Raw genomic sequence first — 20,541 nt, 5'->3', positions numbered from 1 at the left:
CCGCCCGGGGTTCTCCACCAGGGAGCAGGGGCGGACGGGCGAGCAACGCGTCCGCGTCCTCCGGCCGGCGATCAGCATGTCATGGGGCCGATGCCTGTTGCGGGCACCCGGCAGGCAACGTTCGCTCTCTTCCAGCGTCCATTCGTCGATCCAGCGAAACAAATGTACTTCGGTGCAGGTCTGGGGCATCAGTGCGGGCGGGCCGGGCGCAGCGCCGGCCATCGGCGGGGGAATTCCCCATTCTACGGAACCCCAGGCAATGCCTCCGCAATGCTGCGGCGCATCCAGCCCTTTGCTTGCCTGCGGCTAGAATGCGTTCATCCTTAACGTTCAGGGCAGTAGCAATGCAGCAATCGACTTCCAGCGGCAAGCGCAGCAAGCGCTACGCCAGTGCAGCGGAGGCCTTGCAGGGCGTGGTCGCCGACGGCCAGACCCTGGCCGTCGGCGGCTTCGGCCTGTGCGGCATTCCCGAGGCATTGATCGCCGCCTTGCGCGACAGCGGGGCCAAGGGCCTGACCGTGATCTCCAACAACGCCGGCGTCGATGGCTTCGGCCTGGGCCAGCTGCTGGAAACCCGGCAGATCAAGAAGATGATCTCGTCCTACGTGGGCGAGAACAAGGAGTTCGAGCGGCAGTTCCTGGCCGGCGAACTGGAGCTGGAATTCAACCCGCAGGGTACCCTGGCCGAGCGCCTGCGGGCCGGAGGCGCGGGCATTCCGGCGTTCTTCACCGCCACCGGCTATGGCACGGTGGTGGCCGAGGGCAAGGAAACCCGGGAATTCGACGGCAAGCACTATGTGATGGAGACCGCGCTGCGCGCCGACGTCGCGCTGGTCAAGGCCTGGAAGGCCGACGAGGCCGGTAACCTGGTGTTCTGCAAGACGGCGCGCAACTTCAATCCTGCATGTGCGATGGCCGGAAAGGTCTGCGTCGCGGAAGTGGAGGAAGTAGTGCCGGTCGGCGCGATCGATCCGGACCAGGTGCATCTGCCGGGCATCTATGTGCACCGCATCGTGCACAACCCGCATCCTGAAAAGCGTATCGAACAGCGCACCATCCGCGCGGAGGGCAACTGACATGGCGTGGACCCGTGATGAAATGGCCGCGCGCGCGGCACGTGAGCTGACCGACGGCGCCTACGTGAACCTGGGCATCGGCCTGCCGACATTGGTCGCCAACCACATTCCCGACGGCGTGGACGTGTGGCTGCAATCGGAGAACGGCCTCCTCGGCATCGGCCCGTTCCCGACCGACGCCGAAGTCGACGCCGACCTGATCAATGCCGGCAAGCAGACCGTTACCGCACGCGCCGGTGCCAGTTACTTCGGCAGCCATGACAGCTTCGCGATGATCCGCGGTGGCCATGTCAACCTGGCCATCCTCGGCGCGATGCAGGTCACCGACAAGGGCGACCTGGCCAACTGGATGGTGCCCGGCAAGATGGTCAAGGGCATGGGCGGGGCGATGGACCTGGTGGCCGGCGTGCAGCGCGTGGTGGTGCTGATGGAGCACACCGCCAAGAACGGCGAGCACAAGATCCTGGCCGAATGCACGCTGCCGCTGACCGGCGTGGGCGTGGTCGATCGCATCATTACCGACCTGGCGGTATTCGATGTCACTGATGCTGGCCTGCAGCTGGTGGAAGCCGCGCCGGGTGTCAGCGATGACGAGTTGAAGGAAAAGACCGGCGTGGCGTTCCTGCGCGGCTGATCAACGTGCGGGTGGGGGCGTACCGCCCCCTTTGCGCTCAGCTGCGCCGGGCGTAGGCGTAAGGCGTGTCCTCTTGATGGGGGATGCCCAGCAGGTCCGCCGCATCTCGCTGGCGATACCCTGCGTAGCGCGCGACCAAGGTAAAGGTTCGTTCGATGGCATGGGCAAGCGTGCCATCAACCTGACCGGCCTCTTCATCGAACAGCGAAGGCTGCAGGTGCGCGTCGAACATTGGTCGCAACGCTTCAAGGCGAACCCAGAACATGCTGCCGGCGATGAAGGTGTCGTTGTCAGTATCGGCCTGCGGAAGCCCGAAACGGCTGAGCAGGCCTTGCACGTTGCGTTCGTTGGCACCCCAGAAGTAGTCCAGCCGCTGCACATGCCCTTCGGGGGGGACAAGGCCCAGGCCAGGATCTGCATCGAACGCTTCGACGATGAGTGCCGCGCGTTCGGGCGCCAGCAGGCGATCAACCAGTTCGTTGCGCCATTGGTCGCCGTCGTTGCGATGCGTGGAGCGCTTGGTATGCAGCTTCAGCACGATGTCCTCGCCGTCTTCCAGCAGCGCTTCGGCGAGCTGCAGGAACGGAAGGATGTCGCGGCCATGGTTGGCGAAGGAATGGATTTCGGCCTCGACCCCGCTGGCTGCCAGCACCTGCTGGATTTCCGCATGCCGCTCGTGGGGGGTGGTGACCACGACCCGCCACTGCAGGCCGGTGGCCTGCACCTTGCGGAGCAACTCAGCGAATACGTCCGGGTACCAGGCATGGATCACCACGCAGGGCCGGGCTGGGCGCTGCCGCGCCGGAGCCGGTACCAACGCGTCCCGCGTGGCCTGCAGCCAGGCGTGGCCGAGTCGCGCATCCGGTTCCAGGACCGCGCCTTCGGCCCATTCGTTCCAGGCGTTGATGAACACCATCCGCTGGCCCGTCGGCACGGCGGCGAGGCGCTCATGGATCGTGGCACGCAGCCAGTCGCGGTAGCCGCGTGGGGAGGCGTGCAGGTAAACGCGACCGCAGCCGGAACGACGTGCTTCGTTGTCCCATCCCGGGTTCACGCCCGGGTAAAGGGGATAGGCCGGCAGCGACCGGGTGGCGATCTCGGCTGCCAGTTCGCGCCAGTCGCGCACATCCCCGCTGAAGGCGGGATTGAGCAGCCACTGCTGCGCCGACAACGAGCGTGGATTGCTCATGTTCGGCGGGAATTCGACGGCGGCATCGAAGCCGATATCGCGGGGATCCGGCCGCTCGAAGCCCTGTACGTAGGCCAGGTGGATTTCGCCCACTCCGTTGTCGCGGCACCAGCGGCGCCAGCGCTCGGCGGTGGCGCGTGCATCGGGCAGCAGGTTCGGGCGGTAGACCAGCAGCATGGGCCGGCCATCGACCTTGAGCGCGCGGCGGTCACGCAGGTATGGCGCCACGTGAGCGATGAATGCCAGATCATCTTCCGCGCTGTGTTGCTGGCCGATCAGGATGTCGTCGTCGCGGCCGTCCCAGCGCCGTGCCCAGTTCTCATTCGCCCAGCACAGGCAGAACGGCAGCTCGATGCTGTCGTCGGCCAGCCACTGGCGCAGCGGGTCTTCCATCAGCGTGCGGCCGCTGAACCAGTAGAAGTAGAAGCAGAACGCGCCGATGCCGTGCTCGGCGGCAAGCTGCGCCTGGTCACGCATCACCTGCGGGTTGCGCAGGTCATAGAAACCCAGATCGGCCGGAAGCCGCGGCTGGATGTGGCCTTCGAACTGCGGCAGCGCACGGGTGACGTTGCGCCATTCGGTGAAGCCCTTGCCCCACCATGCGTCGTTTTCTGCAAAGGTGTGGAACTGTGGCAGGTAGAAAGCGACCAGCGTAGCGGGCATGGGGTCGGGCAGCGCGGCCTTCCGGTGCGGGCGGTAGCCGATCGCGGCCTCGTCGGCGCGCCAGCGCAGTTGCGCGCTGGCCCGTGACCCGCCCGTGTCCTGCTGTCCCTTCGGTGGCGGGGGCACCCAGTCGCCGTGCCGGGCCAGCCAGCGGGTGCGCAGGCGATCGCGCTGTGCCTGTGACAGCGGCAAGGCCCGGAACACGGCGCGCAGCAACGGGAACAACGACTGGCGCAGGCTCATCGGGCGTGGCCCCGATAAGTCAGGCAATCGGAGGATATCGGCATATGGGCAACGGTCATGGAGCCATTTTCAGTGCTGGCGGCCATGACGGCAAACGCAGCCGTGCTAGCGTGTGTCCATGCTGTTCCCACATGACCTGCCCGACGCCGACGTCCAGCACCTGCCGAGCTGGTTGGCTGTGGCCGATGCCGACCGGCTCCTGTCTGCGCTGCAGGCCGAAGTACCCTGGGAAATCCACCGCATCCGCATGTTCGGCAACTGGGTGGATTCACCGCGGTTGAGCTGCTGGATCGGCGACCCGCAGGCCCGTTACCGCTATTCGGGCGCCGAGTTTGTGCCGCACCCGTGGCCGCCTGTACTGGAGGCCATGCGCAGGCGCCTCCAGGCCGAGGGCCACGGCCGCTTCAACAGCGTGCTGCTGAACCGCTATCGCGGTGGCGGCGACTACATGGGCTGGCACAGCGACGACGAACCCGAGCTGGGTCCGGCACCGGTAATCGCCTCGGTCAGCCTGGGTGCCACGCGCCGCTTCCTGCTGCGCCGTCGGGACGACCCCGCGCGCAAGGCTGAATTCGTGCTGGGCCACGGTGACCTGCTGCTGATGGCCGGGAAGACCCAGCGCTTCTACCAGCATGCGCTGCCGAGGATGGCGCGGGCAGCGGGCGAGCGGATCAACCTGACGTTCCGCTGGATCACCCCGCGCGGGTAAGGGCGGGGTCAGAGCCCTTTCGCAGCGCGAAAGGGATCCGACCCCTGCGACGCTTCAGCGCCTGGCCGCCAGGCTGTCGTTCTGGCCGCTGGTCAACGTCCAGCCCACCACCTCGTACGCCAACTGCTGCAGGCCACGCTCGAATGCCGAGGCCACGGCCGGCACGTCGGTGCTGCCGACCGGCTGTGCCTGGCGGAAGGTGCGGTCGGCGACCACGCGCTGGTCGGTGGCGTGGATCAGCTTGGCGTTGACTTCGATCACCACGGTCGGCGTCGCCTGGCCCTGGTAATCCGACTCAAATCGACGCACGTCGGTGACCAGCTTGTAGTCGGCGCGGATGCCGGCGCTGCTGCGCGCCACGCCGTGGATGCGCCCGGAATCCTCGAAACCGCGCAGCAGGGTGTCCTCGATCATGTCGGTGGCCGGCTGCGCCCAGCTGGCGCCCTTGTAGATCTCCAGCTGCGACGGCGTCGGCCGCACGTTGATGCGCGGGCTGTCGACCAGGCGCGCGGCACTGGGCTTGGCCAGCACCAGCTGCCAGCTGGCCTGCGGCCATGAGGGGTCGGCCTTGACCTGCACGGCGGGCGAATACAGCGTCACCGCGGTCTTCTCGTTGCTGCCGAGGAGCGAGCAACCACCCAGCAGGGAGATCATCGCAGCGGCCAGCAGCAGGCGCGGAAGGGGGATCGGGTTCATTGGGGTTCGAACTCCTTCGGTGCGTCGCGGCCCAGCAGGTAGCGCGCGGGGTTGTTCTCAAGGCGGTCGCTGACCCGGCGCAGGTCGCGGATCAACCCGCGCAGTTCGGTCAGCGTCGGGCCCAGCTGGCCCAGGCCGTCATTGGCAAAGCTGTTGATCGCAGCGCGGTTCTCGCCAAGGATCGAATCGGCGTTGCCTGCGGCCGAATCAAGCTTGGCCAGGGTGGCGTCGAGCTTGTTGATGATACCGGGCAGCTGCTGCACCAGGTTCCTGTCCAGGCGCTCGATGGTGCCGTTGGTGGTCTTCAGCGTGGTATCCAGGCTGCGTGCGGCGTCGCGCGCGCTGAGCAGCAGCGCCTGGGTGCCCTGGTCGGGGTCGGCCAGGCCGCCGCTGATGGTTTCCAGGTTGGCCAGCGTCGCATTGATCGAGGCGACGTTGCGGTCGCTGAGGATCTGGTCCATGCGCTCGACGATGCGGTTGGCCACGTCGGTGATGTTCTGCAGGGCAGACGGCGTGGTGGGGATGATCGGAGCCGGGTCCTTGTTGACGGTGGTCAGCGCAGGTGCCTGCGGGGTGCCGCCGCTGAGCTGGATGATCGAAGGACCGGTCAGGCTGGTGATCGCCAGCTTGGCGCGGGTATCGGTCTTGACCGGCGTGGTCGAGTTCAGGCGGATGCGTGCCACGACCTGTCGCGGGTCGTCCGGTACCAGGTTCAGTTCGACGATCGAGCCGACCGCGATGCCGTTGTACTGCACCGGGCTGCCCACCGACAGGCCGGTCACCGCCTCGCGGAAGACCACGCGGTATTCCTGCCAGGTGCGGTCGGAGGAGTACTTGGCGGCCCATAGGCCGAAGGCCAGCAGGGCCAGGCCGGTGATCAGGGTGAAGGCACCGATCAGTACGTAGTTGGCTTTGGTTTCCATGGCTCAGGTGCTCTCGATCTGTTCGCCGCGCGCGGCGCGCGCGCGCGGTCCGTGGAAGTATTCCTGGATCCACGGATGATCCAGTTTCTCGATGTCTGGCAGCGGTGCGTTCGCGATCACCTTGTGGTCGGCCAGCACCGCGACGCGATCGCAGATGGCGTACAGGGTGTCCAGGTCGTGCGTGATCAGGAATACGGTCAGGCCCAGCGCTTCCTGCAGGGTCTTGATCAGGCGGTCGAATGCGGCCGCGCCGATCGGGTCCAGGCCGGCGGTGGGTTCATCCAGGAACAGCAGCGGCGGGTCCAGCGCCAGCGCGCGGGCCAGGCCGGCGCGCTTGCGCATGCCGCCGGACAGCTGTGACGGCAGCTTGCTGATCGCATCGGCGGGCAGGCCGGCCAGCTTGACCTTCAGCAGCGCCAGCTCGTAGTGCCAGCGCTCCGGCAGTTCGCGATGATGCTCCTTCAGTGGCACCTGCACGTTCTCGCCCACGGTCAGCGAGGAGAACAGGGCGCCATCCTGGAACAGTACGCCCGTATTGCGCTCGATGTGCAGGCGGCTTTCGGCGTCATCTGCGCGCGCGTCCCGGCCGAGCACGTCGATCTGCCCTGCATCGGGTGTGCGCAGGCCGAGGATCGAGCGCATCAGGACCGACTTGCCCGTGCCTGAACCACCAACCACCCCCAGGATCTCGCCGCGGCGCACGTCCAGATCCAGGTCTTCGTGCACGGTCTGGCTGCCGAAGCGATTGGCCAGCCCACGCACGCGGATGGCCAGCTCGTGGCCGTCGTCGTCGCGCATGTCGATTGCCCGGGGCGGAGAGTGTGCGCTCATGTCACCAGTCCATGTGCATGAACCACAACGCCGCGAAGGCGTCGATGATGATCACCAGCGAGATGGTCTGCACCACGCTGGAGGTGGTGCGTTCGCCGACCGATTGCGCGGTGCCGGTGACCTTCAGGCCCTCCAGGCAGCCGATCAGGCCGATCACCACGGCGAACACCGGGGCTTTGGACAGGCCGACCAGCAGGTGCCGCACTTCCATCGTCTCGTGCATGCGCGCGATGTACATCTGCGGCGGGATGTCCAGATCGAAAGCGCCGACGGTAATGCCACCGGCGAGGCCGGCGATCATGGCGATGAACGTCAACAGGGGCAGCGTAACCAGCAACGCGAACAGCCGGGGCAGCACCAGCAGATCGACCGGGTCCAGGCCCAGGGTCCGCATCGCATCGATCTCCTCGCGTGCCTTCATGGCACCGATCTGTGCGGTGAACGCGCTGGCGGTGCGGCCGGCCAGGACGATGGCCGTCAGCAGTACTGCGAACTCGCGCAGGAAGGCAATGTTGACCAGCTCGACCACGTAGATTTCCGCACCGAAGTCGCGCAGGATGGTCGAGCCGAGGAATGCAATCACCGCGCCGACCAGGTAGGACAGCAGGGCGACCAGCGGGACGGCATCGAGGCCGACCTGTTCCATCTGGTGCACGGTGGCGGTCAGCCGGAAGCGGCGGGGCTCCTTGAACAGCCGGATCGACTTGACGATGGCTTCGCCGAGGAAGCTGGCCAGCGCCACGATGTTGTGGCCGGTGCCATGCATGCTGATGCCGAGGCGCTCCAGTGCCGCCAGCACGCCGAAGTCGCGCTTGGGCCTGGGCCGGTCGTCGGCCACTTCCTCGATGGTGCAGACCAGCGCCTGGTGGTCCGGGCGGAACCGCAATGCATCCTCGCCCAGATCGGCGCGATGGGCCACGCGCAATACCTGCAGCACGCCGGCCGAATCCATCTGTTCGATGCCGGTGGCATCGATGCCGGTCAATGTGTCGGGAACACCGCGCAGGACCTCGGCCGCGGCCAGCGCGGTTTTCAGGGTCCAGATGCCGGACAGGTGGATCAGGCCCGGGTCATGGGCATCCTGTTCGAGCTGGGGGGCATGGTTCGGGGATACGTGGGCCATTCGGGTCGCAGCATAACCGTTCTGAATCGGGCGTCGCGTCGAACCCGGATGAATTTTTCCGGTGCGGCCCGGCGTAGGTAATACTACGGCGCATGTCTGCAGACGCTCACACGATCCCCACGCCCCAGGCCACCTACGCGCAGCGCGTGGCGTTTGTTTCCGAGATCGCCGGCCGCCTGCACAGCTACGGGACCACGGCCCAGCGCCTGGAAACGGCGGTGGTGGCACTGGCGCGCCAGCTCGATCTGGATTGTGAACCGTGGTCCAATCCCACCGGCATCATCCTCAGCTTCAGCGACCCGGCACAGGCGATCGGCTCCAGCGACATCACCCGCGTGATCCGCCTGGCTCCGGGCGAGAACGACCTGCACAAGCTCAGCGTGGCCGACCACATTGCCGAGGAAGTGGCCAACGGGCGGATGAGCATCGCCCAGGGTCACACCGCACTGCGCCAGCTGGACAAGGACCCGGGCCGGCGCGGCCAGCTCCGCACCATCCTTTCGTTCACATTGGGCGCGGCCGGCGTGGCCGGCATGTGGAAACTGCCGTGGCTGGACATCGCCACGGCGGGGGCCATCGGCCTGATGATCGGCCTGCTCGGCATGGTCACCGACCGCCGCCCGGCCACCCGCGAAGCGGCCGAGGCACTGGCCGCGCTGCTGGCCGGCATGGTTGCCACCCTGGTCGCGTCCTTCGTCGGCGCACTCAACCTCAACACAGTGATCATCGCCTCGCTGGTGGTGCTGTTGCCGGGCATGTCACTGACCAATGCCGTCAACGAACTGGCCAGCCAGCACTGGGTCTCGGGGACCGCGCGTTTTGCCGGTGCGTTGACCACCATCATGAAGCTCAGCGTCGGCGCGATGATCGCGGTGACGCTGGCCGACGTGCTCGGGCTGGATCCGGTGATCCGCGCGGCGCGGCCGCAGGGCCCGTGGGTGGAGTGGGGATCGCTGCTGACGGCGGCGTTTGCCTTTGCGATGTTGTTCAAGGCCAACCGCCGCGATTATCCCTGGGTGATCGCCGCCTCGGTGGCCGGCTACGCGATCTCCAAGTTCGGTGGCCATGCCTGGGGCGCGCCGGCCGGCATCTTCCTGTCGGCGATGCTGTTGACGGCCGGGGGCAATCTGTTCGGACGCCTGGTCGGACGACCGGGCGCGATCATCCGCCTGCCGGGCATCATCATGATGGTGCCCGGCAGCACCAGCCTGCGCGGCGTGCTGACCCTGGTCCAGCAACAGGATGTGGGCGCCGGCCAGAGCGTGTTCCTGACCGTGCTCAATGTCGTGATGGCATTGGTCGCCGGCCTGCTGTTCGGCAACCTGCTGATGCCGGCACGCAAGACCCTGTAATGGCCCTTGTGGGTATGGGCGGTTGGTCCACACACCTTGCCGAAGAATGAAAAACGCCGGCTTGCGCCGGCGTCTTTCATTGCCTCCAGATCCGGCCTCAGGCCTTCTTGATCAGGAAATCTTCCGGCTTCTTGTTGCCCTTGGCAGTCAGCTCGGCCATCCAGCGCGGCTGCTTGCCGCGGCCGGTCCAGGTTTCCTTGGGGTTGGCCGGATTGCGGTACTTCGGGGCAACCTTGCCCAGCTTGCGGCCGGCGGTCTTCGACGGTGCCTTGGCGGCCTTGGTGGCCTTGCGCGCACGCGGGGCTGGGGCGCCGCCGAACAGTTCTTCGATGGTGTAACCCTCGGTCCTGGCCAGCTTGGTCAGCTGGGCACGAACCTTGGTGATCGGCCGACGCTTGGCGACGAGGGTCTGCTGTTTCTTCGCGGTACGGATCAGGGCGCCCAGCTCGCGTGCCGACAGGCCGGTCAGGTCAATGCTCATTTGCGGTTACTCCGGAAACTAATATGTGGACGGGACGAGCCGGTCCATGGCGTCGGCGGACAGAATAGAGATGAATTAATCCGAGCACAAACACAGGCGGGAACGGATGCAGCGGTACGCCGGCCGGATTGCGTCGATTTTGGCCGGATTATGTCCGCCGCACTCCCATCACGCAGGCCGCAGCCAAAAGAAAACCGGGGCGTGCCCCGGTCTTTCTCCCATCAGCCCAGCAGGCGCTGCAGCAGGGCGGCCTTGTCCAGGCTTTCCGCCTCGCTGGCGCGGCGCGAGCGGTATTCGTAGGTGCCGGCGGCCAGGCCGCGTTCGCTGACCACCACGCGGTGCGGGATACCGATCAGTTCCATGTCGGCGAACATCGCGCCCGGACGCAGACCGCGGTCGTCGAGTGCCGCGTCCAGGCCGGCGTCGCGCAGCTCCTGCAGCAGGCCGGCAGCGGCGTCGGCCACGGCAGCATCACCCTTCGGGTTGATCACGCACACCACCACCTGCCACGGTGCCATCGCGTCCGGCCAGATGATGCCGGCATCATCATGGTTCTGTTCGATCGCGGCTGCGACCACGCGCGAGATACCGATGCCGTAGCAGCCCATCGCCATCACCGCCGCCTTGCCGTTTTCGTCCAGCACGGTGGCATCCAGCGCTTCGGCGTACTTGCGACCGAGCTGGAACACATGGCCGACTTCGATGCCGCGGGCAATCTTCAGTTCGCCACCGTCCAGTGCGCGGTCACCGGCGCGCACGTTGCGGACGTCGGCCACTTCCGGTTCCGGCAAATCACGGCCCCAGTTGACGCCGGCCAGATGGAAGCCGGCTTCGTTGGCGCCGACGACGAAGTCGGACATCGCGGCCACCTCGCGATCGGCGACCACACGGATGGGCTTGGCCGGGCCGACCGGGCCGAGGAACCCCGGCGCGCTGCCCAGGTACTCGGCGATCTCCGCCTCGCTGGCGAAGCGCTGCTCGGCCAGGCCGGCGACCTTGGCCAGCTTGATCTCGTTGACCTCGTGGTCGCCACGCACCAGCACCAGCACGAAGCCGTCATCGGTCATCAGCGCCACTGACTTCACCGTCCGCTGCAGATCGATGCCGAGCAGGGCCGCCACGTCCTCGCAGGTCTTCTGGGTAGGCGTGTCGACCTTGCGCATCGCTTCGGTGGCCGCGGCGCGCGGTGCCGGATCGGCAGCGACCGCCGCTTCCATGTTGGCCGCGTAATCCGAGCCGGTTGAGAACACGAGGGCGTCCTCGCCGGAATCGGCGATCACGTGGAACTCCTGCGAAGCGTCACCGCCGATCGCACCGGAGTCGGCCTGCACCATGCGGAAGTCCAGGCCGAGACGGGTGAAAATGCGGCTGTAGGCCGACTTCATGTTCTCGTATTCGCGCACCAGGCAGTCATCATGCAGGTGGAACGAATAGGCGTCCTTCATCAGGAACTCGCGCGCGCGCATCACGCCGAAACGCGGGCGGATTTCGTCGCGGAACTTGGTCTGGATCTGGTAGAAGTTCACCGGCAGCTGCTTGTAGCTGGACAGTTCGCTGCGCGCGAAGTCGCAGGCCGCTTCTTCGGCGGTCGGGCTGTAGCAGAACACCTGGTCCTTGCGATCCTTGATCTTCAGCAGCTGCGGGCCGAATTTCTGCCAGCGCCCGGTCTGCTCCCACAGTTCCTTCGGCTGGATGGTCGGAATCTGGAATTCCACCGCACCGGCGCGGTCCATCTCCTCGCGGACGATGCGCTCGACCTTGCGCAGCACGCGCAGGCCCAGCGGCGACCAGGTGTACAGGCCGGATGCGAGCTTGCGGATCATGCCCGCACGAAGCATCAGCCGATGGCTGGTCAGCTCGGCGTCGCTGGGAGTTTCCTTGGTGGTGTGCAGGTGGAACTGGGAGAGGCGCATCGTCGGCTTCGGTGAACGGCAGAGACCCCTATTCTGCCAGCCCGGCCGGGGTGGGGGTACTGGCAGGGCTGCGCCCTGCACCCGCCACAAGCAACGTCAACAGCAACAGCTACAGCAACAGCAACAGCGGGTTTCCCGTGGTAGGGCGGGTTGGGTCCGGTTGCGGGAGACGCCGTAAACCCGTCCATGGGGGCTTGGCCGCGGCATCCATGCCGCGGACACTCCCGCAACCGGACCCACCCCGCTTCGACAGTTTCCTGCGGTCTGTTGGTACGGTTCTTGGGGCCAGATCCGTTTTCCGCAGGAAAACGGATCCGACCCCGGATCAATTCGAGACCTGACAGATTTCATCCACGCATGGCGTGGATCTACCACCGTCACCAGGAACCTGTCGGGGGTGGGGCGGTGTGGGTTGGCAGGACCGTTGGCGCCATGGATGGCGCCATCGAGCCCCCAGGGATGGGTTTACGGCGTGTCCTGCCAGCCCACACCGCCCCGCCAAACCAGTAGAAAACCAGAGCCGCTTTGGCATTTGACGTTGCCGTTGCTTGAAGCAGGTGCAGGGCTGCAAGCCCTGCCGATAACCCTCACTCTGCCGGGCAGTAAGCCTTGATGGCCGCCTCGGCCAACCCCTTCTGCGCGGTGCGCTGCTCCGGCGTCAGCGCGGTATCGACCTTGCCGTCGCCATCGGTGTCCTGCATCACCTGGCCACCACCGTCGAGCAGGACCAGATTGGCGCGGGCCGTGCTGCACTGCTCGGGCACCGGCGCGGCCGGGGCTCCGGTACTGGCTGCGGCCTGCGGGGGGCGGGCCTGCTCGCGGGTCTCATACTTCTTGCCTGCCGGTGGGGTTTCCGAATACTGGGTCACGCCATTGGCGTCCTTCCATTTATAGACCGGGCCGGCCGCGGCATTGGCACTGGCCAACAGCAGCAGGCATCCAAGGAAGGTCAGGGCACGCATGGCAGGCTCCGCAGAATGGGCGTAGAACACCGATTGCAGCATTGGCGCCGAGCACTGGCAAGTCGATTAAACTGGATTCCATGGACCCGATCACACCGCCGCCGCGTTCGCGCACGATTTACCTGCTGCCCAACCTGTTCACCACCGCCGGCCTGTTCGCCGGCTTCTACGCGATCATCGCCGCGGCCAACGGGGATTTCGTCAACGCCGCCATCGCCGTGTTCGTGGCGGCCGTGATGGATGGCCTGGATGGACGCGTGGCCCGCCTGACCGGCACCAGCAGCGAGTTCGGCGTGCAGTACGACTCGCTGGCCGACCTGGTCAGCTTCGGCATGGCGCCGGCGCTGGTGATGTACCACTGGTCGCTGTCGTGGCTGAAGTTCGACGATCCGCTGCTCGGCCGTGTCGGCTGGGCCGTGGCCTTCCTGTATGCCGCCTGCGCGGCACTGCGCCTGGCCCGTTTCAATACCCAGGTGACGGTGGTCGACAAGCGCTGGTTCGTCGGCCTGGCCAGCCCGGCCGCGGCCGGCCTGATGATGTCCTTCGTCTGGGCCTTCGCCGATGGCAACCTGGGCTGGGATGGCAACCAGCTGCGCTACGTGGCGCTGGCGGTCACGATCATCGCGGCGCTGCTGATGGTCAGCCGCATCCGCTTCTGGAGCTTCAAGGGGGGCGCCGCCAAGGGCACCCGTTCCGACCGCGTGCCGTTCCTGGTGCTGGCGCTGGTGCCGGTGGCGATCGCCATCGCGGTCATCGACCTGCCGCGCGTGCTGTTCGCGGTGGGCATCCTGTATGCGCTTTCCGGCCCGGTGATGTGGGCCGCGCAGCGCCTGCGCAAGAAGCCCGAGGCGGCGTGAACCAGGACCTGCCCGTGCTGTGGTCTCCGGCCCAGCAGGCCTGGCTGCAGGCCATGGGCTACACCGTCTATCACGATGGCCAGCTGGCCGCAGGGCTGGATGCCGCCTTGCAGCTGAGCGTGGCCGACGCCGAGGCAGCGGCCGCACCTGGGGCGGAATCGCCCGCTGTGCGCGTGCGCCCGTCGTCGGAGCCCTCCGCGGCCGAGGCGGTGCCCCCGCTCCGCCAGGCGCCGGTCACGGCCCCGGAGGCCCTGGCGTCGTCCCGCCCGCTGCCTGCCGGCCAAGCCCGGCAGCCTGCGGTGCGCCTGCCGGACCGCCTGCAGATTGCACTGCTGCGCGCATCCGGCTGCGATCCCATGAACCCGGCCACGCAGGCACTGATGGACAGCTGGCCATTGGACCGGCTGCGTCGCGATCCGGCCGCCAAGCGCGCGCTGTGGCCGCAGCTGCGTGCCCTGCGCAAGCGGGGCATGCCGTGAGCGCTGTCAGCCAGCCCGGGCGGGTCACGCTTCGCGCGCTGCGTGAGAGCGACCTCAATGCGGTGATGGCGATCGAGATGCGCGGCTATCCGTTCCCCTGGACCCGCGGGATTTTCGTGGATTGCCTGCGTGCGGGTTACCCGGGGCTGGCGATGGAGCGCGACGGCCTGCTGGTCGGGTATGGCGTGCTCAGCATCGCGGCCGACGAAGCGCACGTGCTGAACATCTGCATCGATCCGCTGGCACAGTCGCGTGGGCTGGGGCGCCGGTTGCTGCGCTCACTGGTGCAGCTGGCCAGCGAGCGCGGTGCGCAGCGCGTGTTCCTCGAGGTGCGGCCTTCCAATGCGCCGGCGCTGGCGCTGTACCACAGCGAAGGCTTCAATGAGATCGGCCGGCGCCCGCGTTATTACCCCGCCGCACAGGGGCGCGAGGATGCAGTGGTGATGGCGATCGAGCTGGTCGACGGAGACCTGCAGGCGATGCCGCCGCTGTAGTTGCCGGCATCCCCGGCTTACGCCAGACGCAGCGCCAGCACGCCACCCACGATCAACGCCGCTGCCAGCCAGCGGACGTGCGGGATCCGCTCGCGCAACACGAACACCGAGATCAGCAGCGCGAACACGATCGAGGATTCGCGAAGTGCCGAGACCATCGCTACCGGCACCTGGGTCATCGCCCACAGGGCCATCGCGTAGGACGCCGTGGTGCCGATTCCGCCGGCCAGGCCCAGCGGCCAGTGCTGCCGCGCATAGTCCAGCACTGCGCCGGCGCGCGCGTGCCATGCCCACAGCGGCAGCGGAATGCCCGACAGCAGGAACAACCACAGCGTGTAGCTGAGCGCGCTTCCGGACCGGCGCGCACCCTGCGCATCGACCAGGGTGTAGGTAGCGATCATCGCCGCGGTCAGCAAAGGCAGGCGGAGCTGGCCGCCGCGCGCACCCAGCGCCATGCACAGGATGCCCGTGCTCACCAGCACTACGCCCAGCCACGCTGCGGGCGGCAGCGGCTCGCCCAGCAGGCTGGCCACCAGCGCCACCAGGATCGGTGCACTGCCACGCATCAATGGATAGGCAAGGCTCATGTCGACCTGCTGATAGCAACGTGCGACCAGCCCGTAATACGTCACCTGCAGCAGTACCGAAGCGCCCAGCCATGGCCAGCTGCGTGCGGCCGGCAATGGCAGGAAGGGCAGGGCCGCCGCAGAGATCAGCGCGGCGCTGCCGGTGACCAGTACGGTGCCGAGGAACTTGTCCGGCCCGCGCTTGACGATGGCGTTCCAGCTGGCATGCAGCGCGGCAGCGGCCAGGACCAGCAGGAAGATGGATGCAGGCATCCCGCGATGATGCCATGCGAGAGAAATGTAGAGTCGAGCCATGCGCGACTGCTGTCATGAGTCGAGCACGGCTCGACTCTACAGAAGGAAACGCCGGGCAGTGCCCGGCGTTTCCCTGCGCTTACAGCTTCGCGCGCTGCTCGCGCAGGCCGGCCAGCTGGGTATTCCAGTCGGCCAGGCGCACGCGTTCCTGCTCGACCACCGCCGGCGGTACCTTGTCGGTGAACCTGGCCAGCTTGGTCTCGCTCTTTTCCTTCTCGCCTTCCACGCGCTTGATCTCCTTGTCCAGGCGCGCACGCTCGGCGTCGAGATCGACCAGGCCTTCCAGCGGAACCAGCAGCTTCAGCTCGCCGACGATCGCAGCGGCAGCCGGAGGCGCGCTTCCGGCTTCGGCCAGCCACTGGATGCTGTCCAGCTTCAGCAGGAACGACAGCGAGGCACTGAAGCGCTCGATGCGCACGCGGTCCTGCTCCAGGCCCGCCTGCAGGCGCAGTGGCACCAGCTTGGACGGAGCGACGTTCAGTTCGCTGCGCACGCGACGCACTGCGCTGATCACCGCCTTCAGCCACTCCACATCCGCCTCGGCCTGCGCGAAGTCGCCTTCGAACTCGGCAGCGGTCGGGTACGGGCGCAGCGACAGCGTGGATTCGGCCACGCCCAGGCGCGGGGCCAGCTGCTGCCACAGCTGTTCGGTGATGAACGGCGTCAGCGGGTGCAGCAGGCGCAGCAGCGCCTCAAGCACGTAAAGCAGGGTGTGGCGGGTGCTTTCGGCGTCGGCGGCGTCGGCACCGTTCAGGGCCGGCTTGCTCAGTTCCAGGAACCAGTCGCAGAACTCGTTCCAGGCGAACTCGTACAGGCATTGTGCCAGCAGGTCGAAGCGGTAGGCGGCGAAATGGCCCTGCGCTTCGGCGGCGGTCGCGGCCAGGCGCGAGAGGATCCAGCGCTCGGCATCGGTGCGTGGCTTCGGCATGCCGGTGAAGGCGCTGCCTTCGGTGTTCATCAGCGCGAAGCGGCTGGCGTTCCACAGCTTGTTGCAGAAGTTCTTGTAGCCTTCGGCGCGGCTCATGTCGAACTTGATGTCGCGGCCGTGGGTGGCCAGCGCGGCGATGGTGAAGCGCAGCGCATCGGCGCCGTGCGCGGCGATGCCATCGGGGAATTCCTTGCGGGTTGCCTTCTCGATCTTCTCCACCATCTTCGGCTGCATCAGGCCGCCGGTGCGCTTGGCGACCAGGTCGTCGATGCTGATGCCGTCGATGATGTCCAGCGGATCAAGCACGTTGCCCTTGCTCTTGGACATCTTCTGGCCCTGGCCGTCGCGGATCAGGCCGGTGAAATAGACGTCCTTGAACGGGATCTTCCCGACCAGGTTGTCGGTGGCCATGATCATGCGCGCCACCCAGAAGAAGATGATGTCGAAGCCGGTGATCAACACCGACGACGGCAGGTAACGGTCAAAGCCCCGCTCGGCCATGGCCTGCTCGTTGGGCCAGCCCAGGGTGGAGAACGGCCACAGCTGCGAGGAGAACCAGGTCTCCAGCACGTCGCTTTCCTGGTTCAGCACCACGTCGCTGCCCAGGTTGTTCTTGGCGCGCACTTCCTCTTCGCTGCGACCGACATAGCAGCTGCCGGTGGCGGCATCGAACCACGCCGGGATCCGGTGGCCCCACCACAGCTGGCGGCTGATGCACCAGTCCTGGATGTTGTTCATCCAGTGGCGGTAGGTGTTGATCCAGTTCGGTGGCACGAAGGCAATCGAACCGTCCTCCACCAGTTCCAGGCCGCGCTTGGCCAGGCCGTCCATTTTCACGAACCACTGGTCGGTCAGGTACGGCTCGATCACCTGGCCGGTGCGGTCGCCGCGTGGCACCTGCAGCTTGTGCGCCTTGGTCTCGACCAGGATGCCCAGGTCTTCCAGCTCGGCCAGCACGGCCTTGCGCGCCTCGTAGCGGTCCAGGCCGCGGAAGCGTTCCGGCGCGTTCTCGTTCAACGCCGCCACCGGGGTGAACAGGTTGATCATCGGCAGGCTGTGGCGCACGCCGACGTCGTAGTCGTTGAAATCGTGCGCCGGGGTGACCTTGACCACGCCGGTGCCGAATGCACGGTCGACGTAATCGTCGGCGATCACCGGTACGCGGCGGCCGGTCAGCGGCAGCACCACGTGCTTGCCGATCAGGTGCGCATAACGCTCGTCTTCCGGGTGAACCATCACCGCGGTGTCGCCCAGCAGGGTCTCCGGACGGGTGGTGGCGACGACCAGGTAGTCGCGGGTTTCGCGCAGGGTTTCCACGCCATCGGCATCGCGCTCGACGTGCTCGTAGCTCAGGCCGTCATCGAGCTGATAGGCGATCGACCACAGGAAGCCGTCTTCCTCGGCGCTCTCCACTTCCAGGTCGGAGATGGCGGTCTTCAGCACCGGATCCCAGTTGACCAGGCGCTGGCCGCGGTAGATCAGGCCCTGTTCGTACCAGCGCACGAAGGCCTCGTTCACCGCCGCCGACGGCTGCGGATCCATGGTGAACGTGCTGCGCGACCAGTCGGCGGAGGTGCCGAGACGGCGCATCTGGCGCTCGATGGTGTCGCCGGACTGCTGCTTCCATTCCCAGACCTTGCTGATGAAGCCTTCGCGGCCCAGCGAATCGCGGGTCTCGCCCTTGCCTTCCAGCGCAAGGTTGCGGCTGACCACCATTTCGGTGGCGATGCCGGCGTGGTCGGTGCCGACCTGCCACAGCGTGTCGTAGCCGCGCATGCGGTGGTAGCGCACCAGCGCGTCCATCAGGGTCTGCTGGAACGCGTGGCCCATGTGCAAAGTGCCGGTCACGTTCGGTGGCGGCAGCAGGAGGGTGTACGGCTCGCCCCTGCCGGACGGCTTGAAGTGGCCGGCCTTCTCCCAGGCCTCGTAGAGGTCGGTCTCGAAGGACTTCGGGTCGTAGCTGGAGGCGAGTTGGGTCATGCGGGGGAACCAGGAGGTAATCGTTGAAGGATCAGGGCGCGGCGGCGGCCCATCAAGGGGGCCGGGGCGCGCTTACATGTCGTGCTTGTTCAGGTCGTAGCCGGCGGCCTTGTACTGGCGCCAGCGTTCGCGCAGCGGTTCGCGCGCGTCCGGATCGGCCGGGACCACTTCCAGCACGCGCTCGCACTGGCCCAGCCAGGGCTCGTCGCGCAGGTTGATCACCAGCGGGCGCGCCGGCGCTTCGGTGCCTGGCACCGCGATCAGCACCAGCGCCTCTTCCTCGTCCACATCCTCGCCTGCGATCTGGTGCGGGATGTAGGCGTCGTCGTCGAATGCCCACAGCAGTTCGTCCAGTTCCTCGGCCTGCGCCTGGTCGCGGGCCAGCACCAGGGTGAACAACCCGGCGTCATTGGCCTTGCGCGCCAGCTCGCAGACCAGGCGCAACGGCTCGGTCAGGAAGCGGGGCTTGGCGATCAGGTAGAAGTCGGCGCGGGGCATGGCGGGATCCAGGTGTGGCAGGGGCCCGGCGCTGCCGGGCAGGGCCCTGGCCGGCGGTGGCCGGCCAGGGTCGGGTGCGGCATCAGGCGCGGGCGACCTGGTCCAGCAGCCACTGGCTCAGCAGGCCGACCGGGCGGCCGGTGGCCATGCCACGCTTGCCTTCGTCGCTGGCCACGCCGGCGATGTCCAGATGGGCCCAGCGCTGGCCTTCGGTGAAGCGCGACAGGAAGCAACCGGCGGTGATCGCACCGGCCCAGCGGCCGCCGATGTTGTAGACGTCGGCGAAGGTCGAATCCAGCATCGGCTGGTACTCGTCCCACAGCGGCAGGCGCCAGGCGCGATCGAACACGTGCTCGCCGGCGGCGAGCAGTTCATTGGCCAGGTCGTCGTGCTTGCTCATCAGGCCGGCGGTCTGGTGGCCCAGGGCCACCATGCACGCACCGGTCAGGGTGGCGACGTCAACCAGCGCGGCCGGCTCGAAGCGCTGCGCGTAGGTGAGTGCATCGCACAGGATCAGGCGGCCTTCGGCGTCGGTGTTGCCGACTTCGATGGTCTTGCCCGACATCGAGGTGATCACGTCGGACGGACGGTAGGCATTGCCGTCGATGGCGTTCTCCACCGCCGGCACCACCACCACCAGGTTCAACGGCAGCCGGGCCTTGACGGCGGCGACGAAAGTGCCGATGACGTTGGCGCCACCGCACATGTCGTACTTCATTTCTTCGATGCCGCCCTGGGTCTTCAGGTTGACGCCACCGGTATCGAAGGTGATGCCCTTGCCGACCAGCACGTACGGCTTGGCGTCGCCACCGTTGTTCCACTTCAGCACGACCAGCCGCGGGCGGTTGGCCGAACCCCGGGCGACGGCGAGCAGCGAGCCCATGCCCAGCGCCTCCATCTGTGCTTCGTCGAGGATCTCGGCTTCGGCACCGTCATGCGCGGCGGCGAATTTCACGCCCACTTCGGCCAGATGGGCCGGGGTGCAGTAATTCGGCGGCAGGTTGCCCAGTTCGCGGGCGAATTCGACGCCGGCCGCAATGGCCTGGCCCTGGGCCAGGGCCTGTGCGTCGTCACCGGCGATGGACAGCTGGGCCAGGCCGGCATCGTCGGCCTTCTTCTTGCCCAGGGTGGCGGTATAGCGATAGGCCGCGTGATCGGCGGCAATGACCGCCTGGCGGATCGCCCAGGCGGCATCGCGGTCCTTCACTGCCAGCTCGGACAGGGTGAACAGCGCACTGCGGGCGGCGCCGGACTTCAGCGCGCGCACGGCATCGCCGACGGCCTTCAGATACTGCGGAACGCCGAAGCGGGCGGCGTCGCCGAGCCCGACCACCAGCACGCGCGGGGCGGCCACGCCCGGCACGTCATGCAGCAGGGTGGTGGCGCCGGTCTTGCCGGACAGGTCGCCACGCTGGGCCAGGGCGGCCAGGCGGCCGCCACTGGCCGCATCCAGTGCCTGCGCCGACGGGGTCAGCGAATGGTCGGCATAGGCACCTACCACCAGACAGTCGACAGTGGCAGCAGCGGGAGCGAGGTGGTTCAGGGTGAATTCGAGGGCCATTGAGCAGATTCCATTGGCAAGTCCGTACAATCGCGGACCGTTTACGCCCAGACAGTAGACTGGGCGGC

Annotated in this window: 19 protein-coding genes; 7 read left to right on the top strand and 12 right to left on the bottom strand. The window is 67.2% G+C overall.

Going from position 1 to position 20,541, the window contains the following annotated elements:
* Window positions 1–344: 344 nt before the first annotated feature.
* Together A9K58_RS10830 and A9K58_RS10825 are read left to right on the top strand one after the other, a co-directional pair.
* Entirely contained in the window at window positions 345–1,076 is a 732-nt protein-coding gene (locus A9K58_RS10830; RefSeq protein ID WP_065199367.1) for a CoA transferase subunit A, read from the top strand.
* Between the two features lies 1 nt (window position 1,077).
* The gene (locus A9K58_RS10825; protein WP_065199366.1) at window positions 1,078–1,710 is read left to right on the top strand and encodes a CoA transferase subunit B; all 633 of its coding nucleotides are present in this window, start codon (window positions 1,078–1,080) and stop codon (window positions 1,708–1,710) included.
* A gap of 37 nt (window positions 1,711–1,747) precedes the next feature.
* Here the strand turns inward: A9K58_RS10825 and A9K58_RS10820 are convergent, their stop codons facing one another.
* Window positions 1,748–3,805, bottom strand: a complete 2,058-nt coding sequence (locus A9K58_RS10820) for a glycoside hydrolase family 99-like domain-containing protein (RefSeq protein ID WP_065199365.1) — start codon at window positions 3,803–3,805, stop codon at window positions 1,748–1,750.
* A gap of 118 nt (window positions 3,806–3,923) precedes the next feature.
* Here A9K58_RS10820 and A9K58_RS10815 point away from each other — a divergent pair, with 118 nt between their 5' ends.
* Window positions 3,924–4,514, top strand: coding sequence for an alpha-ketoglutarate-dependent dioxygenase AlkB family protein (locus A9K58_RS10815; RefSeq protein ID WP_065199364.1), 591 nt, complete (start codon window positions 3,924–3,926; stop codon window positions 4,512–4,514).
* Between the two features lie 54 nt (window positions 4,515–4,568).
* Here the strand turns inward: A9K58_RS10815 and A9K58_RS10810 are convergent, their stop codons facing one another.
* From A9K58_RS10810 to A9K58_RS10795, 4 genes are read right to left on the bottom strand one after another with little or no spacing between them, the layout of a single operon-like run.
* Entirely contained in the window at window positions 4,569–5,210 is a 642-nt protein-coding gene (locus tag A9K58_RS10810; protein ID WP_065199363.1) for an ABC-type transport auxiliary lipoprotein family protein, read from the bottom strand.
* A complete protein-coding gene (locus A9K58_RS10805) occupies window positions 5,207–6,133 on the bottom strand; it encodes an MlaD family protein (protein ID WP_065199362.1) in 927 nt (308 codons plus the stop codon). The genes A9K58_RS10810 and A9K58_RS10805 overlap by 4 nt, the downstream gene beginning before the upstream one ends.
* A gap of 3 nt (window positions 6,134–6,136) precedes the next feature.
* On the bottom strand, window positions 6,137–6,964 hold the full coding sequence (locus A9K58_RS10800; RefSeq protein ID WP_065199361.1) for an ABC transporter ATP-binding protein: 828 nt from the start codon (window positions 6,962–6,964) through the stop codon (window positions 6,137–6,139).
* 1 nt (window position 6,965) lies between these two features.
* Window positions 6,966–8,087 (bottom strand): MlaE family ABC transporter permease, encoded by a 1,122-nt coding sequence (locus A9K58_RS10795; protein ID WP_065199360.1) that lies wholly within the window; start codon window positions 8,085–8,087, stop codon window positions 6,966–6,968.
* Between the two features lie 92 nt (window positions 8,088–8,179).
* On the opposite strand from A9K58_RS10795, the gene A9K58_RS10790 reads away from it, so the two are divergent.
* Complete coding sequence (locus tag A9K58_RS10790) at window positions 8,180–9,439, top strand: threonine/serine exporter family protein (protein WP_065199359.1); 1,260 nt, start codon at window positions 8,180–8,182, stop codon at window positions 9,437–9,439.
* A gap of 97 nt (window positions 9,440–9,536) precedes the next feature.
* On the opposite strand, the gene A9K58_RS10785 is transcribed toward A9K58_RS10790, so the two are convergent.
* The 3 genes from A9K58_RS10785 to A9K58_RS10775 form a co-directional block, all read right to left on the bottom strand.
* On the bottom strand, window positions 9,537–9,920 hold the full coding sequence (locus tag A9K58_RS10785; RefSeq protein ID WP_065199358.1) for an H-NS histone family protein: 384 nt from the start codon (window positions 9,918–9,920) through the stop codon (window positions 9,537–9,539).
* A 221-nt stretch (window positions 9,921–10,141) separates the two neighbouring features.
* Window positions 10,142–11,833, bottom strand: coding sequence for a proline--tRNA ligase (locus A9K58_RS10780; RefSeq protein WP_065199357.1), 1,692 nt, complete (start codon window positions 11,831–11,833; stop codon window positions 10,142–10,144).
* A gap of 587 nt (window positions 11,834–12,420) precedes the next feature.
* On the bottom strand, window positions 12,421–12,795 hold the full coding sequence (locus tag A9K58_RS10775; protein ID WP_065199450.1) for a DUF4124 domain-containing protein: 375 nt from the start codon (window positions 12,793–12,795) through the stop codon (window positions 12,421–12,423).
* An 80-nt stretch (window positions 12,796–12,875) separates the two neighbouring features.
* On the opposite strand from A9K58_RS10775, the gene pssA reads away from it, so the two are divergent.
* The 3 genes from pssA to rimI are packed head-to-tail and all read left to right on the top strand — an operon-like array spanning window position 12,876 to window position 14,625.
* Complete coding sequence (pssA, locus tag A9K58_RS10770; protein WP_065199356.1) at window positions 12,876–13,652, top strand: CDP-diacylglycerol--serine O-phosphatidyltransferase; 777 nt, start codon at window positions 12,876–12,878, stop codon at window positions 13,650–13,652.
* Window positions 13,649–14,131 carry a hypothetical protein gene (locus A9K58_RS10765; RefSeq protein ID WP_065199355.1) on the top strand — a complete coding sequence of 161 codons (483 nt, stop codon included), beginning with the start codon at window positions 13,649–13,651 and terminating at the stop codon, window positions 14,129–14,131. The genes pssA and A9K58_RS10765 overlap by 4 nt, the downstream gene beginning before the upstream one ends.
* Window positions 14,128–14,625, top strand: a complete 498-nt coding sequence (gene rimI, locus A9K58_RS10760; RefSeq protein WP_065199354.1) for a ribosomal protein S18-alanine N-acetyltransferase — start codon at window positions 14,128–14,130, stop codon at window positions 14,623–14,625. The genes A9K58_RS10765 and rimI overlap by 4 nt, the downstream gene beginning before the upstream one ends.
* A 17-nt stretch (window positions 14,626–14,642) precedes the next feature.
* Here the strand turns inward: rimI and A9K58_RS10755 are convergent, their stop codons facing one another.
* The 4 genes from A9K58_RS10755 to A9K58_RS10740 form a co-directional block, all read right to left on the bottom strand.
* Window positions 14,643–15,464 (bottom strand): EamA family transporter, encoded by an 822-nt coding sequence (locus tag A9K58_RS10755; RefSeq protein WP_065199353.1) that lies wholly within the window; start codon window positions 15,462–15,464, stop codon window positions 14,643–14,645.
* Window positions 15,465–15,585: 121 nt separating this feature from the next.
* Window positions 15,586–18,414, bottom strand: a complete 2,829-nt coding sequence (locus A9K58_RS10750) for a valine--tRNA ligase (protein WP_065199352.1) — start codon at window positions 18,412–18,414, stop codon at window positions 15,586–15,588.
* A 72-nt stretch (window positions 18,415–18,486) separates the two neighbouring features.
* Window positions 18,487–18,912, bottom strand: coding sequence for a DNA polymerase III subunit chi (locus A9K58_RS10745; RefSeq protein ID WP_065199351.1), 426 nt, complete (start codon window positions 18,910–18,912; stop codon window positions 18,487–18,489).
* 82 nt (window positions 18,913–18,994) lie between these two features.
* Window positions 18,995–20,473 carry a leucyl aminopeptidase gene (locus A9K58_RS10740; RefSeq protein ID WP_065199350.1) on the bottom strand — a complete coding sequence of 493 codons (1,479 nt, stop codon included), beginning with the start codon at window positions 20,471–20,473 and terminating at the stop codon, window positions 18,995–18,997.
* Window positions 20,474–20,541: the final 68 nt, after the last annotated feature.

The organism is Stenotrophomonas maltophilia, from assembly GCF_001676385.1.
Classification (GTDB): domain Bacteria; phylum Pseudomonadota; class Gammaproteobacteria; order Xanthomonadales; family Xanthomonadaceae; genus Stenotrophomonas; species Stenotrophomonas maltophilia_J.
The sequence above is the reverse complement of the archived record's forward strand: the minus strand, read 5'-3'. Positions and strand labels throughout refer to the sequence as shown.

Excerpts from the sequence above, each read along its gene's own strand:
- A9K58_RS10815 (WP_065199364.1), top strand. The coding sequence starts at position 3,924 with ATGCTGTTCCCACATGACCTGCCCGACGCCGACGTCCAGCACCTGCCG.
- A9K58_RS10775 (WP_065199450.1), bottom strand. The coding sequence starts at position 12,795 with ATGCGTGCCCTGACCTTCCTTGGATGCCTGCTGCTGTTGGCCAGTGCC.
- A9K58_RS10785 (WP_065199358.1), bottom strand. The coding sequence starts at position 9,920 with ATGAGCATTGACCTGACCGGCCTGTCGGCACGCGAGCTGGGCGCCCTG.
- A9K58_RS10805 (WP_065199362.1), bottom strand. The coding sequence starts at position 6,133 with ATGGAAACCAAAGCCAACTACGTACTGATCGGTGCCTTCACCCTGATC.
- A9K58_RS10810 (WP_065199363.1), bottom strand. The coding sequence starts at position 5,210 with ATGAACCCGATCCCCCTTCCGCGCCTGCTGCTGGCCGCTGCGATGATC.
- A9K58_RS10790 (WP_065199359.1), top strand. The coding sequence starts at position 8,180 with ATGTCTGCAGACGCTCACACGATCCCCACGCCCCAGGCCACCTACGCG.
- A9K58_RS10750 (WP_065199352.1), bottom strand. The coding sequence starts at position 18,414 with ATGACCCAACTCGCCTCCAGCTACGACCCGAAGTCCTTCGAGACCGAC.
- pssA (WP_065199356.1), top strand. The coding sequence starts at position 12,876 with ATGGACCCGATCACACCGCCGCCGCGTTCGCGCACGATTTACCTGCTG.
- A9K58_RS10795 (WP_065199360.1), bottom strand. The coding sequence starts at position 8,087 with ATGGCCCACGTATCCCCGAACCATGCCCCCCAGCTCGAACAGGATGCC.
- A9K58_RS10755 (WP_065199353.1), bottom strand. The coding sequence starts at position 15,464 with ATGCCTGCATCCATCTTCCTGCTGGTCCTGGCCGCTGCCGCGCTGCAT.
- A9K58_RS10825 (WP_065199366.1), top strand. The coding sequence starts at position 1,078 with ATGGCGTGGACCCGTGATGAAATGGCCGCGCGCGCGGCACGTGAGCTG.
- A9K58_RS10800 (WP_065199361.1), bottom strand. The coding sequence starts at position 6,964 with ATGAGCGCACACTCTCCGCCCCGGGCAATCGACATGCGCGACGACGAC.
- A9K58_RS10740 (WP_065199350.1), bottom strand. The coding sequence starts at position 20,473 with ATGGCCCTCGAATTCACCCTGAACCACCTCGCTCCCGCTGCTGCCACT.
- A9K58_RS10820 (WP_065199365.1), bottom strand. The coding sequence starts at position 3,805 with ATGAGCCTGCGCCAGTCGTTGTTCCCGTTGCTGCGCGCCGTGTTCCGG.
- A9K58_RS10745 (WP_065199351.1), bottom strand. The coding sequence starts at position 18,912 with ATGCCCCGCGCCGACTTCTACCTGATCGCCAAGCCCCGCTTCCTGACC.
- A9K58_RS10780 (WP_065199357.1), bottom strand. The coding sequence starts at position 11,833 with ATGCGCCTCTCCCAGTTCCACCTGCACACCACCAAGGAAACTCCCAGC.
- A9K58_RS10830 (WP_065199367.1), top strand. The coding sequence starts at position 345 with ATGCAGCAATCGACTTCCAGCGGCAAGCGCAGCAAGCGCTACGCCAGT.